Raw genomic sequence first — 14,424 nt, forward strand, 5'->3', positions numbered from 1 at the left:
TCCCCCTACCGGCCGGAGCCGTCCGAACATGGCACTCCCCCCGCCCCCACCCCCCGCCGCAGACGGGCTGCGCGGCTGGATCAGGCGCCTGCGTCCCGTCGTGGACGTCGACCGGGAGATCGTCGTCGCCGAGTTGTACCGGCAGTACCAGCGTCCGCTGCTCGGATTCGTCCTGCGCCTCACCGCGGGAGACCGGCAATGGGCCGAGGACGTCGTCCAGGAGACGATGATCCGTGCGTGGCGCAGCGTCGACCGGCTGGACTCCGAGGCTTCGTCACTGATGCCCTGGCTCGCGACGGTCGCCCGGCGTATCGTCATCGACGACCGGCGGCGCAAGGATGCGCGTCCGCGGGAAACGGACGACGGCCCGCTGGAGCACCTGCAGATTCCCGATGACGTGGAGGGTCTTCTGCGCACCGTGGTCGTGTCCGAGGCGCTCAACGCGCTCACTCCCGCTCACCGCGAGATCCTGAACGAGACGGTGCTGCGGGACCGCACCGTCAACGAGGCGGCCCAGAGGCTGGGCATTCCGGTGGGCACCGCCAAGTCCCGGGTCTACTACGCGCTGCGCGCACTCCGGGTCGCACTCGAAGAGAGGGGGGTGACGCCATGAGCGACGGCATCCGGCACACCGATGTCGGCGCCTACGCGCTGGGCGTGCTCGACGACACCGAACGAGAGCTCTTCGAGCTCCATCTCATCGGCTGCGACGCCTGCACCGCGGAGTTCGCCGACCTCTCCGGCATGCGAAGGCTGTTCTCGGGCGTGGCTCCCGCCGAGGTCGGCCGGGACGCCCATCCCCTCGAACTCTTCGACCTGCTGAGCCGCCGCGCGACCACGGCGCGCCGCCGTCGCCGTGGGACGGCGGTCCTCAGCGCCGCCGCGGGGATCGCTCTGCTGGCCGGCGGCGTGGCCGCCGGCGCCGCCATCGCCGGCCAGGACGGCTCCGGGCAACGGCCGGCGCACGACCACGGCGCGCTCGCCCAGGATCTCCTCGGCACCGGAGACCGCCGTTCCGCCACCGATCCCACCACTCGGGTGGTCGGCACCGTGGCCATGGAGGCCAAGGGCTGGGGCACTCAGGTCGCGCTCGGCCTCAGCCGCGTCCGCGGTCCTCTGGTGTGCCGGCTGGTGGCCGTCACCCGCTCCGGCGGCCGGCACGTCGTGACCGAGTGGGCCGTGCCGAAGGCCGGCTACGGGTTCCCCGGTTCACCGGGCGATCTGGCCGTGCACGGCGGCACCGCGAGCGGACCTTCGGACATCATGCGGTTCGAGGTGCAGGCCGAGGACGGCCGCACGCTCCTCACGATTCCGGTGTGAGCCTGCCGGGGTGAGCCTGGTCGACGATCCCCACGCCGCGTCGCGCGACGACGCGGACGGCGGGCCCGCGCCGACCACGCCCTGAGACGTCGGCGGACCGGCCGACCGGGCGACGGCGGCGGAGGCGGAGTTCACCCACGTGTCCCGGTACGTCGTGCCGACGGGCCGCGTGCCGGGGATCGGCGATCATGAACTATCTTCGGACGCAGGGGGCCGCTCCCCATACCGGACCAGAAAGGGAAAGCCGTTGCCGTCCGAAGATTCGGACCCCCATCATCCCCGCACCGGCCGTGTGCTCTCCTCGCCGGGGGCCATGCCGTGAACGTCGCGCTCGGCCTCCTCGCGGTCCTCGTGCTGACCGCCGCCACCGGTTACTTCGTGGCACAGGAGTTCACCTTCGTCACAGCCGACCGCATCGCGCTGCAGAAACTGGCCGCCGAGGGCGACAAGAAGGCCGCCCGGGCCGTCAAGGTGATGGAACGCCTGTCGTTCATGCTCTCCGGCGCCCAGTTGGGGATCACCGTGACGACGCTGGTGGTCGGGTTCATCGCCAAGCCCGCGCTGGCCGAGGTCATCGCCCCGCTGCTCGACGCCGTCGGCATTCCCACCCGAGCCGTCGGCGGCATCGCGCTCGCGACCGGGTTCGCCCTCGCCACGATCGTTCAGATGGTGCTCGGCGAGCTGTTCCCCAAGAACCTCGCCCTGGCCCAGCCCGAGGCGCTGGCCCGCGCGCTGGCCGCATCAACGCTCGTCTACCTCATGATCGCGGGACCCGTCATCCGGCTCTTCGACGCCGCCGCGAACCGGCTGCTGCGCGCGTTCGGCATCGAGCCGGTGGAGGAGCTCCACCACGGGGCCACCCTGGAGGAGCTGGGACACATCATCGGTGAGTCCGAGGGCCAGCTCGCCGACGAGCACGCCGCGCTCCTCGGGCGGGCACTGGTGTTCTCCGACCGCAGCGCCGACGAGGTCATGGTGCCGCGCGTCGACGTCGTCACCGTCTCGGGCACCGCGGCGGCGGACACCCTGAGCGAGATCATCTCAGCGCATGGCCACTCCCACTATCCGGTCGTCGGCGAACGCGTCGACGACCTGATCGGCGTGGTCGGCCTGCGTGAACTGGTACCGCTCGATCCGGGCCGCGCCGCGCTCATCACGGTGCGAGAGATCGCTCGGCCCGCGCTCATGGTGCCCTCGTCTCTCCCGCTGCCCAGCGTGGTCGCCCAGATGCAGGCCGGCGAGGAGGAGATCGCCTGCGTCGTCGACGAGTACGGCGGATTCGCCGGACTGGTCACCTGGGAGGACGTCGCCGAGGAACTGGTCGGGGAGATCTCTGACGAGACCGACAGCGACAACGGCCCGCCGGCCGTCCAGCGGGACGGCTGGTGGGTCACCGACGCCGGGCTGCGTGTGGACGAGGTGCAGGAGCTGACCGGGATCCCGTTGCCCGAGGGCGACTACGACACCGTCGCCGGGCTGCTGCTGGAACGCCTGGGCCGGGTCGCCGAGCCCGGTGACGCCGTCACCGTCGACCTCGGTCCGGCGGATTCCGACAGAGCGCCGCGACGGATCGACCTCGAGGTCCTCACCGTGGACCGGCACGTGCCCGAAGGCATCAGGCTACGGATGGCCGACAGCACCGACGACGAAGGGGAAGAAGCACCATGACCGGCAGAACGGGCGACCGGCAGGCCGGAGGCGCGCCGTGAACCTGCCGTTCGGCATCACGCTGACCATCCTGCTGCTGATCGGCAACGGCTTCTTCGTGGCGGCCGAGTTCGCGCTCATCGCCGCCAAACGCGCCCGGCTGGAACGGGCCGCCGCCGAGGGCAACCGCGCCGCCGCCTCGGCCGTCGCGGGCATTCGTGAGCTGTCGCTGATGCTGGCGGGCGCGCAGCTCGGCATCACCATGTGCTCGCTGGGCCTGGGACTGGTCTCCGAGCCGGTCATCGCCGACACCCTCATCCCGCCCTTCCACTCGGCGGGACTGCCGACGGCGGCGGCTCACGCGGTCGCCTTCGTGATCGCGCTCAGCCTCGTGACCTTCCTGCACATGGTGATCGGGGAGATGGCTCCGAAGTCCTGGGCCATCGCCCACCCCGAGCGGTCCGCCATCCTGCTCGCGCCGCCGTTCCGGGCGTTCACGCGAATCGTGCGGCCGGTGCTGGCCTTCCTCAACGGCATCAGCAACGTGCTGCTGCGGCTCGTCGGCGTACGGCCACGCGATCAGCTCAGCATCTCCCGCACGCCCGAGCAGCTGGGTCATCTGGTCGAGGAGTCGCGCCGGCTCGGCCTCATAGAGGAGGCCGACCACAACCTGCTCAGGCGGGCGCTGCAGGCCCCGCATGCCGGGCTCGCCGACCTGGTGATCCCGGCGGCCGACATCGTGTCCGTCCCGCCGGACGCCGATCCGCAGACACTGATCGACACTGCGGCGCGCACCCAGCGCACCCGCATCCTGCTCCGGGAGGAGGCGGGCACACCGACCGGGCTGGTCCACGTACGGGACGCGTATCTCGCCCGGGCCGAGGGGCGTTGCCCGTCGGCCGCGCAGCTGGCCCATCCCGTGCCGGCACTGACCGTGGACACGCCGGTGGCCGGCGCCGTCGCGACCCTGCGGAGCCGGCACAGCCAGCTCGGGCTGGTGCACGACGCCGACGGCCGGCTGATCGGGCTCATCAGCATGGACGATCTGCTCGCGACCCTGCTCACCGCCGCCTGACCGTACACGCGAAAGGCGCCTCCCCGGCAGGGGAGGCGCCTTTCATGTCGTGCCAGTACGGCGACGGGCGGGTCAGCCCGTGACGCCGAAGTCGCTCGCGATGCCGGCGAGCCCAGAGGCATAGCCCTGCCCGACGGCGCGGAACTTCCATTCGGCACCGTTGCGGTAGAGCTCCCCGAAGACCATGGCGGTCTCGGTCGAGGCGTCCTCGCTCAGGTCGTAGCGAGCGAGTTCGGCGTTGTCGGCCTGGTTCACGACGCGGATGAAGGCGTTGCGGACCTGGCCGAAGTTCTGGCTGCGCGAATCGGCGTCATAGATCGACACCGGGAAAACGATCTTGGTGACCTCCGCCGGGACGGTCGCGAGGTTCACCTTGATCTGCTCGTCGTCACCCTCACCCTCACCGGTGAGGTTGTCGCCGGTGTGCTCCACCGAGCCTTCCGGGCTCTTCAGGTTGTTGAAGAACACGAAGTGCTTGTCGGAGGCGACCTTGCCCGAGTCCGTGCACAGCAGAGCACTGGCGTCGAGGTCGAAGTCGCTCCCGGTGGTGGTGCGCACATCCCAGCCCAGGCCGACCACCACGGCGGTCAGCCCCGGGGCCTCCTTGGTCAACGAGACGTTGCCGCCCTTGGACAGACTGACTCCCACCATGAACCTCCATGCACTTGATCGACAGCGGCCTCCGTTGGCCGTGCGCGGTACGTTACGACAACGTGCCCCCTCCGCGGCCGGTTCCCTCGCCGTTGCGCATCTTTTTCGGTCCTTTACGGAGCTTCCCAGAGCCGATCGCTCGGGCGACCGCTGATTCGGAGCGCCCGGTATGGCACGATGATCGGCACTTGCCCCCCCAGCTTGGATCCGTGATGAGTGCACACGAGACGCCTCCCCCCTCCCCAGAGAACCCGAGCACGGCCGATGCCGGCCCCTGGTGGTCTCAGGGCGACCAACAGCTGACCGCCTCGGATGTGAAGACCCACGCGACCCTGGCGCACATCGGCACCGTGCTCGTCGCCCTCGTCTTCTTCCCGCTCATGTGGGTGCCCGCCCTCGCCCTCTTCCTGGTGTACCGCAGCCGCGACCAGGCAGGCCTGCTCCGCCGGCACCTGGCCCAGGCGCTGTCGTTCTCCACCGTCCTGGCCATCTACGCACTGACGATCCGCGCCGCGCTGGCGGCCTTGGAGATCGACCACGTGGCGTTCGACCTGCTGCCGGTCGTGGTCGCGCTGGGCGCCGCCTATCCCGCCCTGCGGGCCGTCCAGGCGGCCCGGCGACTGCAGCCGTTCACCTATCCGAAGCCGCTGGCCTGGATCCCCGTCGACTGACGAAGTCCACAGGCCGGCGTACCCCTCCCCCACCGCAGCGCATCCGGTGACACGGGGCCCGCCGGCCGCGTGGGTTCGCGCGGCGCCGTGCGGCGCGGGGGTCAGAGCCGGTCGACCGCGGTCACGCGGATCATGGCCCGGCCGGCCTCGTCGGAGGCGGCGAGGTCGACCTCGGCGCTGATGCCCCAGTCGTGGTCGCCGGCCGGGTCGTCGAAGATCTGCCGGACCTTCCACAGGGTCGGCTCCTCCTCGATGAGGAGCAGTTTCGGGCCTCGCGCGTCGGGGCCGGTGAGCAGTTCGTCGTGCTCCTCGTAGTAATCCGCCATCGACTCCTGCCACTCGGCGGCGTCCCAGCCGGAGCCGTCGTCGAGCTCACCGAGCTCGTGGTACCTGCGGAGCGCGGCGAGCTCGACCCTGCGGAACATCGCGTTGCGGACCAGCACCCGGAACGCGCGCCTGTTGGCGGTGACCGGTGCCGGGCGCTCGTCGGTGACCCCGGCCGTCTCCTCGGCGGCGGGATTGGTCAGCTGCTCCCACTCGTCCAGCAGGCTGGAGTCGACCTGGCGGACCAGCTCACCCAGCCACTCGATGAGGTCGACGAGGTCGTCGGTCTTGATCGACTCGGGCACGGTCTGCTGCAGCGCCTTGTAGGCACTGGACAGGTAGCGCAGCACCAGGCCCTCGGTACGGGCGAGCTCGTAGGCCCCGACGTACTCGGTGAAGGTCATCGCCCGCTCGTACAGGTCACGCGCCACCGACTTCGACCGCAGCGGGTGGTCGCCGACCCACGGGTGCCCGCGGCGGTAGATCTCGTACGCGCCCTCCAGCAGCTCTTCCAGGGGCTTCGGATAGGTGATCTCCTGGATGCGCTCCATCCGCTCCTCGTACTCCATGCCGTCGGCCTTCATCTCGGCGATGGCCTCTCCGCGCGCCTTGTTCTCCTGGGCGGCGAGGATCTGGCGCGGGTCGTCGAGCGTGGACTCGACGACCGAGAGCACATCCAGCGCGTACGAGGGCGACGCCGGGTCGAGCAGCTCGAAGGCGGCCAGCGCGAAGGTCGACAGCGGCTGGTTGAGGGCGAAGTCCGACTGCAGGTCGACGGTGATGCGGGCGTAGCGGCCGTCGGCATCCGGCTCGGCGAGCTGTTCCACCACCCCGCCCGACAGCAGCGACCGGTAGATCGCGATGGCCTGGCCGATGTGCCGGCGCTGCGCGGCGCGCTCCTCGTGGTTGTCGGTGAGCAGCTTCTTCATCCCCTGGAAGGCGTTGCCCGGCCGGGCGATGACCGACAGCAGCATCGCGTGGCTCACCTGGAACCGGGACTGCAGCGGCTCGGGGTCGGCCGCGATGAGCTTGGTGAAGGTGTCCTCGTCCCAGCTGACGAAGCCGTCGGGCGCCTTCTTGCGGACGACCTTGCGGCGCTTCTTCGGGTCGTCGCCGGCCTTGGCGAGGGCCTTCTGGTTCTCGACGACGTGCTCGGGCGCCTGCGCGACGACGTAGCCGACGGTGTCGAACCCGGCCCGCCCGGCCCGCCCGGCGATCTGGTGGAACTCCCGCGCCCGCAGCCGGCGCACGCGCGTGCCGTCGTACTTCGACAGGGCGGTGAACACCACCGTGCGGATCGGCACGTTCACGCCGACCCCGAGCGTGTCCGTGCCACAGATGACCTTGAGCAGCCCGGCCTGCGCGAGCCGCTCCACGAGCCTGCGGTACTTCGGCAGCATCCCGGCGTGATGCACCCCGATGCCGTGCCGTACGAAACGCGACAGATTGCGGCCGAAGCGGGTGGTGAACCGGAAGTTCCCGATCAGCGCCGCGATGGCGTCCTTCTCCGCCCGGGTGCACACGTTGATGCTCATCAGGGCCTGAGCCCGCTCGATGGCGGCGGCCTGGGTGAAGTGCACGACGTACACCGGCGCCTTCTGCACCGACAGCAGCTGCTCGATCGTCTCGTGCAGCGGCGTGTCGAGGTACTCGTACGTCAGCGGGACGGGCCGGGTCACCGAGCGGACCACGGCGGTGGGTCGGCCGGTGCGCCGTGCCAGGTCCTTCTCGAATCTGGTGACGTCGCCGAGGGTGGCCGACATCAGCAGGAACTGGGCCTTCGGGAGTTCCAGCAGCGGGATCTGCCAGGCCCAGCCGCGGTCCCGCTCGGCGTAGAAGTGGAACTCGTCCATGACCACGAGGCCGATGTCGGCGTCCGCGCCGTCGCGCAGGGCGATGTTGGCGAGCACCTCGGCGGTGCAGCAGACGATCGGCGCGTCCGGGTTGACGCTGGCGTCACCGGTCATCATCCCGACGTTCTCGGTGCCGAACATCGCGCAGAGATCGAAGAACTTCTCCGACACCAGAGCCTTGATCGGCGCGGTGTAGAAACTGCACTCGTCCCGGCCGAGGGCCGCGAAGTGCGCGCCCGCGGCGACCAGGCTCTTGCCCGAGCCGGTGGGCGTGCTGAGGATGACGTTGGCGCCCGAGACCAGCTCGATCAGCGCCTCCTCCTGCGCGGGATAGAGCGTGATCCCGCGTTCCTGCACCCAGCCCGCGAAGGCTTCGAACAGATTGTCGGGGTCGGGGGCTGCGGGAAGCTGATCGATGAGGGTCACGCCCTCCATCCTGCCGGTGGTTCACGGATGGCTCGGCCATCCCGGGGTAGACACCTTGATGCGCGTTCCAAGATCTGCGCGGGGGGCGATCGATGCTGGGACTGCCGGATTCCGTTCATGCGTGCCTCTTCGATCTTGACGGGGTGCTCACCCGCACCGCCGCGGTGCACGCCGCCGCCTGGAAGCAGATGTTCGACGAGTTCCTGCGCGAGAGGGCCGATCGCACCGGCGAGCCGTTCGTTCCGTTCGACCCGGCAGGGGACTACGCCGAGTACGTCGACGGCCGGCCGCGGGAGGACGGCACTCGCTCGTTCCTCGCCGCGCGCGGCATCGAGCTGCCCGAGGGGGACCCGGGCGACCCGCCGGGCGCCCCCACCGTGCACGGGCTGAGCGAGCGCAAGAACGAGCTGGTACTCCACCGGCTGGCCGAGGACGGTGTTGAGGTGTTCGACGGGTCCATCGAGTATGTGCGGGCCGTGCGCGCGGCGGGCCTGCGCACGGCCGTCGTCTCCTCCAGCGCCAACACCGCGCAGGTGCTCGACGCGGCCGGCCTCGCCGACCTCTTCGACGCGCGGATCGACGGCCTGGTGGCGGACCGGCGAGGGCTGGCCGGCAAGCCGGCGCCCGACACCTATCTGGCCGGCGCTGAGGCGCTCGGCGTGCCGCCGGGACGTGCGGCGGTCTTCGAGGACGCGCTCGCCGGCGTGGCGGCCGGGCGGGCCGGTGGCTTCGCCATCGTGATCGGGGTCGACCGGGCCGGCCACCGCGGGGAACTGCTCCGGCACGGGGCCGACGTGGTGGTGGAGGACCTGTCGGAGCTGTTGGAGCGCACATGATCGAGCAGCCCGCCTACACGGTGGAACCGTGGCGGATCCGCGAGTGCGAGCTGAGCCTCGAGACTCTGGCGCAGAGCGAGTCGGTGTTCGCGCTGTCGAACGGGCACCTCGGGCTGCGCGGCAATCTCGACGAGGGCGAGCCGCACGGGCTCCCCGGCACCTATCTCAACTCCGTGTTCGAGCTGGCACCGCTGCCGTACGCCGAGGCCGGGTACGGCTATCCCGAGTGCGATCAAGCGGCGATCAACGTGACCAACGGCAAGCTGCTGCGCCTGCTCGTCAACGACGAGCCGTTCGACGTCCGCTACGGCGACCTGCTGACCCACGAGCGGATCCTCGACCTGCGCGCCGGGACGCTGAGCCGGCGGGCCGAGTGGATCTCCCCGGCGGGCTGCCCTCTGCACCTCAGGTCCACCCGGCTGGTCTCGCTGACCCAGCGGGCGGTGGCGGCGATCGAGTACGAGGTCGAGGCAGTGGACCAGCCCATGCGCGCCGTGGTGCAGTCCGAGCTGGTCGCCAACGAGTCGCTGCCCGATCCCGGCCGGGACCCGCGGGTCGCCCACCGGCTGGAGTCCCCACTCCAGCCCGAGGAGGACTCCCTCACCGAGACCGGCGCGGTGCTGGTGCACCGCACCCGGCACAGCGGGCTGCGGGTCGCCGCGGCCATGAGCCACGTGATCGAGGGCCCGGACGGAACGGCGACGGAGCTGGAGAGCGCGCCCGACATCGGCCGGCTGACCGTCGCCACCCGCCTGGAGCCCGGCCAGAGGCTTCGCATGGTGAAGTTCATCGCCTACGGCTGGTCCGGCGAGCGCTCCCGGCCGGCGGTGCACGACCAGGTGGTGGCGGCGCTGGCGGCCGCCCGCCTGAGCGGCTGGGACGGGCTCCTCGCCGACCAGCGGGCTTTCCTCGATCACTTCTGGGAGGGCGCCGACGTCGAAGTGGACGGTGACTCCGAGGTGCAGCAGGCGGTGCGCTTCGCGCTTTTCCACATCCTGCAGGCCGGAGCGCGGGCCGAGCACCGGCCGATCGCGGCGAAGGGCCTGACCGGCACGGGCTACGACGGGCACACCTTCTGGGACACCGAGACCTTCGTGCTGCCCGTGCTCACCTACACCCGGCCGGACGCCACCGCCGACGCGCTGACCTGGCGGCACAGGACGCTCCCGAGCGCCAGGGATCGGGCCGCGCAACTCGGCCTGGAGGGCGCCGCCTTCCCCTGGCGGACCATCGGCGGCGAGGAGTGCTCGGGGTACTGGCCGACGAGCACGGCCGCCTTCCACATCGGCGCGGACATCGCCGACGCGGTCGTACGGTATGTCGACGCCACCGGGGACGAGGAGTTCGAGCGGGAGGTCGGGCTGGAGCTGCTGACCGAGACGGCGCGGCTCTGGCGCAGCCTGGGCCAGCACGACACCGAGGGCCGCTTCCGGATCGACGGCGTCACCGGGCCGGACGAGTACACGGCGATCGCCGACAACAACGTCTACACCAACCTGATGGCACAGCGGAACCTCGTCGCCGCAGCCGAGACGGCCTGCCGATACCCCGAGCTCGCCGGCCGGTTCGGGGTGACCAACGAGGAGACGGCCGGCTGGCGGGACGCCGCCGCGGCGATGCACGTGCCGTACGACGAGCGGCTGGGCGTGCACCCGCAGAGCGAGGGCTTCACCGACCACGCCCGGTGGGACTTCGCCGCCACCGGACCCGACCAGTACCCCCTGCTGCTGCACTTCCCCTACTTCGACCTCTACCGCAAACAGGTCGTCAAGCAGGCCGACCTGGTCCTCGCGCTGCATCTTCGCGGCGACGCGTTCACGCCGGAGCAGAAGGCCCGCGACTTCGCCTACTACGAGCGGCTCACGGTGCGGGACTCCTCGCTGTCGGCATGCACCCAGGCGGTGCTGGCCGCCGAGGTGGGGCAGCTCGAGCTGGCGCACGACTACGTCGGCGAGGCCGCCCTGATGGACCTGCACGACCTCGAGCACAACACCCGTGACGGCCTGCACCTGGCCGCCCTGGCCGGCACGTGGATCGCGCTCGTGGCCGGTCTCGGCGGGATGCGCTGCTTTGACGGCGGGCTCGCGTTCGCGCCGCGCGTGCCGAGCGGCATCACCCGGCTGGCCTTCCGGATGCGTTACCGAGGGCGTTGTCTGAGGGCCGAGGTGACTCACGACAGCGCGGTCTACACGCTCCTGAGCGGGGCGCCACTGTCGCTGTCGCACCACGGCCAGGAGTTCTCGCTCGGCCGCGAGCCGGTCGAGCGGCCCGTCCCGGCGGCGACGCCCGGGCCCCGTCCGAGCCAGCCGGCCGGCCGCGAGCCGGCACGACGCCGCACGGCGACGCAGGTGCGCTGACCGCGCCTCGATGCGGCCGCCCGGCCCCGCGTCCAACGATGCCCATGTCCACCCCGGCTGTACGACAGAGCCGACATTCCGCAATCATTCCTAACGTTGCGAACAACACGACAACGGGGAAGTGGCGGATGCTGGGGCTCCCGGATGAGATACGCGCGTGCCTGTTCGACCTGGACGGTGTTCTGACCCGGACGGCGGCCGTGCACGCCGCCGCCTGGAAGGAGATGTTCGACGACTTCCTGCGGGAGCGCGCGGCGCGGTCGGGTGAGCCGTTCGTGCCGTTCGACCCGGCCGGCGACTACGAGGCGTACGTGGACGGCAAGCGACGTGAGGACGGCACCCGGTCGTTCCTCGAATCCCGTGGCATCACCCTGCCCGAGGGATCGGGCGGCGATCCGCCGGACGTGCCCACCGTCCAGGGGCTCGGAAACCGCAAGAACGCGCTGGTGCTCCGCCTGCTGGACGAACGGGGCATCGAGGTGTTCGACGGCTCCATCGGCTACGTCCGCGCGGCGCGTGACGCGGGGCTGCGCACCGCCGTGGTCTCCTCCAGTGCCAACACCGCCCAAGTGCTCGAGGCGGCCGGCATCACCGGGCTGTTCGAGGCGCGGATCGACGGCTTGGTCGCGCAGGAGCGGGGGCTGCCCGGCAAGCCGGCGCCCGACATGTTCCTGGCCGGTGCCGAAGCGCTGGGCGTACGGCCGGACCAGGCCGCGGTGTTCGAGGACGCGCTCGCCGGGGTGGCGGCCGGCCGCGCCGGCGGCTTCGGGCTCGTGGTGGGAGTCGACCGGGCCGGTCAGGCCGACCGGCTGCGGGAGCACGGCGCCGACATCGTGGTGCCCGATCTCGCCGCGCTGCTGGAGAACGCATGACGGATCGGCCGGTGTACGACGTGGACCCGTGGTGCGTGCGGGAACCCGAGCTGCGGCTCGACCGGCTCACCCAGAGCGAGTCGATCTTCGCGCTGTCCAACGGCCACGTCGGGCTGCGCGGCAATCTCGACGAGGGCGAGCCGCACGGGCTGCCGGGCAGCTACCTGAACAGCTTCTACGAGTTGCGCCCCCTGCCGTACCCGGAAGCCGGCAACGGCTACCCCGAGTCCAGCCAGACGGTCGTCAACGTCACGAACGGCAAGCTGATCCGGCTGCTGGTCGACGATGAGCCCTTCGACGTCCGCTACGGCCGGCTGCTCGGCCATGAGCGGGTGCTCGACATGCGCGCGGGAACGCTCACCCGGACGGTCGAGTGGAGCACCCCGGCCGACCGCACGGTCCGGATCACCTCGGTCCGGATGGTCTCGCTGACCCAGCGGGCCATCGCGGCGATCTGCTACGAGGTCGAGCCGGTCGACGGGGCGGTCCGGGTGGTCACACAGTCGGAGCTGGTGGCCAACGAGGCGCTCCCCGATCTCGGCAAGGATCCGCGCGTGGCGGCGGCGCTGGAGATGCCGCTGGTGAGCGAGGAACACGTCGCCAAGGACACCAGCGTGGTCCTGATGCACCGGAGCCGGCACAGCGGGCTGCGGATGGCCGCCGCGATGGCCCACCGGATCGACGGCCCGGAGCACATGGCGGTGGAGGTGGAGAGCTCGCCGGACGTGGGCCGGCTCACCGTGGCCACCCGGCTGGAACCGGGCCAGCGGCTGCGGATCGTGAAGTTCATCGCCTACGGATGGTCCAGCCGGCGGTCCCGCCCCGCCCTGCACGACCAGGTGGCGGCCGCGCTCGCGGCCGCACGCCACTCCGGCTGGGAGGGGCTGCTGAAAGAGCAGCGAGAATACCTGGACGACTTCTGGTCGGGCGCCGACGTCGAGATCGATGGCGACGCCGAGGTCCAGCAGGCGGTGCGCTTCGGGCTGTTCCACATCCTGCAGGCGGGCGCGCGCGCCGAACGGCGGATGATCGCGGCCAAAGGGCTGACCGGGCCGGGCTACGACGGGCACACCTTCTGGGACACCGAGACCTTCGTGCTGCCCGTGCTCACCTACACCCGGCCGGACGCCGCAGCCGACGCGCTCACCTGGCGGCACATGACCCTTCCCCTGGCCCGTGAGCGCGCGGGCCAGCTCGGCCTCGCGGGGGCCGCCTTTCCCTGGCGTACCATCCGCGGCCAGGAGTGCTCGGGCTACTGGCCCGCGGGCACCGCCGGGTTCCACATCAACGCCGACATCGCCGACGCCGTGATCCGCTACGTGGACGCCACCGAGGACGAGCGGTTCGAGCGCGAGGTGGGTCTGGAGCTGCTGGTCGAGACGGCCCGGCTGTGGCACGGCCTGGGTCACCACGACGTCGACGGCGTCTTCCGGATCGACGGCGTCACCGGGCCGGACGAGTACAGCGCCGTCGCCGACAACAACGTCTACACCAACCTCATGGCCCGGCAGAACCTGCGGACCGCCGCCACGGTCGCCATGCGCCACCCCGACCTCGCCGAACGGTCGGGGGTCACCGCTGAGGAGGCCGCCTCGTGGCGGGACGCCGCCGCGGCGATGCACGTGCCGTACGACGAGCGGCTGGGCGTGCACCCGCAGAGCGAGGGCTTCACCGACCACGCCCGGTGGGACTTCGCCGCCACCGGGCCCGAGCGGTACCCGCTGCTGCTGCACTTCCCCTACTTCGACCTCTACCGCAAACAGGTCGTCAAGCAGGCCGACCTGGTGCTGGCCATGCACCTGCAGGGGGAGGCGTTCACCGAGGAGCAGAAGGCACGGAACTTCGGATACTACGAGGGCCTGACCGTGCGTGACTCCTCGCTGTCCGCCCAGACCCAGGCGGTGATGGCGGCGGAGGTGGGCCAGCTCGACCTGGCGCACGACTACCTGGGCGAGACCGCGCTGATGGACCTGCGCGACCTGGCCAGGAACACCCGCGACGGGCTGCACATCGCCTCGCTGGCCGGCGCCTGGACCGGGCTGGTCGCCGGGTTCGGCGGGATGCGTGCCCGCGACGGGCTCCTGCGCTTCGCCCCCCGGTTGCCCGGCGGCATCACCCGGCTGGCCTTCCGCATGCGCTACCGCGGTCGCCGGCTGCGCGTCACCGTGACCGCCGGCAGCGCCATGTACGAGTTGCTCGGCGGCGCCGAACTGACGCTGAGCCACCACGGGGAGGAGTTCACCCTCGGCGACGAGCCGGTCGAGCGGCCGGTCCCCGTCGCGCTCGGGCTACCGAGGCCGAGCCAGCCGCCGGGCCGGGAACCGGCCGCCCGCCGGGCCGGTCCCGCCACGCGGGATCCGGGGTCCTCGTCACCCGCCGGCTGAGCGGCGGG

11 protein-coding genes are annotated in these 14,424 nt (G+C 71.4%); 9 read left to right on the plus strand and 2 right to left on the minus strand.

Annotated elements, in window-relative coordinates:
• Nucleotides 1–28 precede the first annotated feature (28 nt).
• The 4 genes from HKK74_RS26975 (at nt 29) to HKK74_RS26990 (ending at nt 4,042) form a co-directional block, all read left to right on the plus strand.
• Nucleotides 29–613, plus strand: a complete 585-nt coding sequence (locus HKK74_RS26975) for a sigma-70 family RNA polymerase sigma factor (RefSeq protein WP_187246169.1) — start codon at nt 29–31, stop codon at nt 611–613.
• Nucleotides 610–1,320: an anti-sigma factor family protein gene (locus HKK74_RS26980; protein ID WP_187246170.1), complete on the plus strand. Its 711-nt coding sequence runs from the start codon at nt 610–612 to the stop codon at nt 1,318–1,320. The genes HKK74_RS26975 and HKK74_RS26980 overlap by 4 nt, the downstream gene beginning before the upstream one ends.
• Before the next feature lie 318 nt (nt 1,321–1,638).
• Complete coding sequence (locus HKK74_RS26985; RefSeq protein ID WP_187246171.1) at nt 1,639–2,988, plus strand: hemolysin family protein; 1,350 nt, start codon at nt 1,639–1,641, stop codon at nt 2,986–2,988.
• 37 nt (nt 2,989–3,025) lie between these two features.
• Entirely contained in the window at nt 3,026–4,042 is a 1,017-nt protein-coding gene (locus HKK74_RS26990) for a hemolysin family protein (protein ID WP_187246172.1), read from the plus strand.
• 72 nt (nt 4,043–4,114) lie between these two features.
• On the opposite strand, the gene HKK74_RS26995 is transcribed toward HKK74_RS26990, so the two are convergent.
• On the minus strand, nt 4,115–4,690 hold the full coding sequence (locus tag HKK74_RS26995) for a TerD family protein (protein ID WP_187246257.1): 576 nt from the start codon (nt 4,688–4,690) through the stop codon (nt 4,115–4,117).
• A gap of 215 nt (nt 4,691–4,905) precedes the next feature.
• Between HKK74_RS26995 and HKK74_RS27000 the strand changes: the two genes are divergently transcribed.
• Nucleotides 4,906–5,364: a magnetosome magnetite crystal formation protein family gene (locus tag HKK74_RS27000; RefSeq protein WP_187246173.1), complete on the plus strand. Its 459-nt coding sequence runs from the start codon at nt 4,906–4,908 to the stop codon at nt 5,362–5,364.
• A gap of 101 nt (nt 5,365–5,465) precedes the next feature.
• Here HKK74_RS27000 and HKK74_RS27005 read toward each other — a convergent pair whose 3' ends face one another.
• On the minus strand, nt 5,466–7,976 hold the full coding sequence (locus HKK74_RS27005; RefSeq protein WP_187246174.1) for a DEAD/DEAH box helicase: 2,511 nt from the start codon (nt 7,974–7,976) through the stop codon (nt 5,466–5,468).
• 83 nt (nt 7,977–8,059) lie between these two features.
• Here HKK74_RS27005 and HKK74_RS27010 point away from each other — a divergent pair, with 83 nt between their 5' ends.
• The 4 genes from HKK74_RS27010 to HKK74_RS27025 all read left to right on the plus strand — a co-directional run bounded on the left by HKK74_RS27010 (nt 8,060) and on the right by HKK74_RS27025 (nt 14,416).
• A complete protein-coding gene (locus HKK74_RS27010; RefSeq protein WP_187246175.1) occupies nt 8,060–8,803 on the plus strand; it encodes an HAD family hydrolase in 744 nt (247 codons plus the stop codon).
• Nucleotides 8,800–11,160, plus strand: coding sequence for a glycoside hydrolase family 65 protein (locus HKK74_RS27015; RefSeq protein WP_187246176.1), 2,361 nt, complete (start codon nt 8,800–8,802; stop codon nt 11,158–11,160). The genes HKK74_RS27010 and HKK74_RS27015 overlap by 4 nt, the downstream gene beginning before the upstream one ends.
• 128 nt (nt 11,161–11,288) lie before the next feature.
• A complete protein-coding gene (locus tag HKK74_RS27020; protein WP_187246177.1) occupies nt 11,289–12,032 on the plus strand; it encodes a beta-phosphoglucomutase family hydrolase in 744 nt (247 codons plus the stop codon).
• Nucleotides 12,029–14,416, plus strand: a complete 2,388-nt coding sequence (locus HKK74_RS27025; protein WP_187246178.1) for a glycoside hydrolase family 65 protein — start codon at nt 12,029–12,031, stop codon at nt 14,414–14,416. The genes HKK74_RS27020 and HKK74_RS27025 overlap by 4 nt, the downstream gene beginning before the upstream one ends.
• The last annotated feature ends 8 nt before the right edge of the window (nt 14,417–14,424 follow it).

This window comes from Actinomadura alba (assembly GCF_014323705.1).
In the GTDB taxonomy this organism is placed as follows: Bacteria; Actinomycetota; Actinomycetes; order Streptosporangiales; family Streptosporangiaceae; genus Actinomadura_C; species Actinomadura_C alba.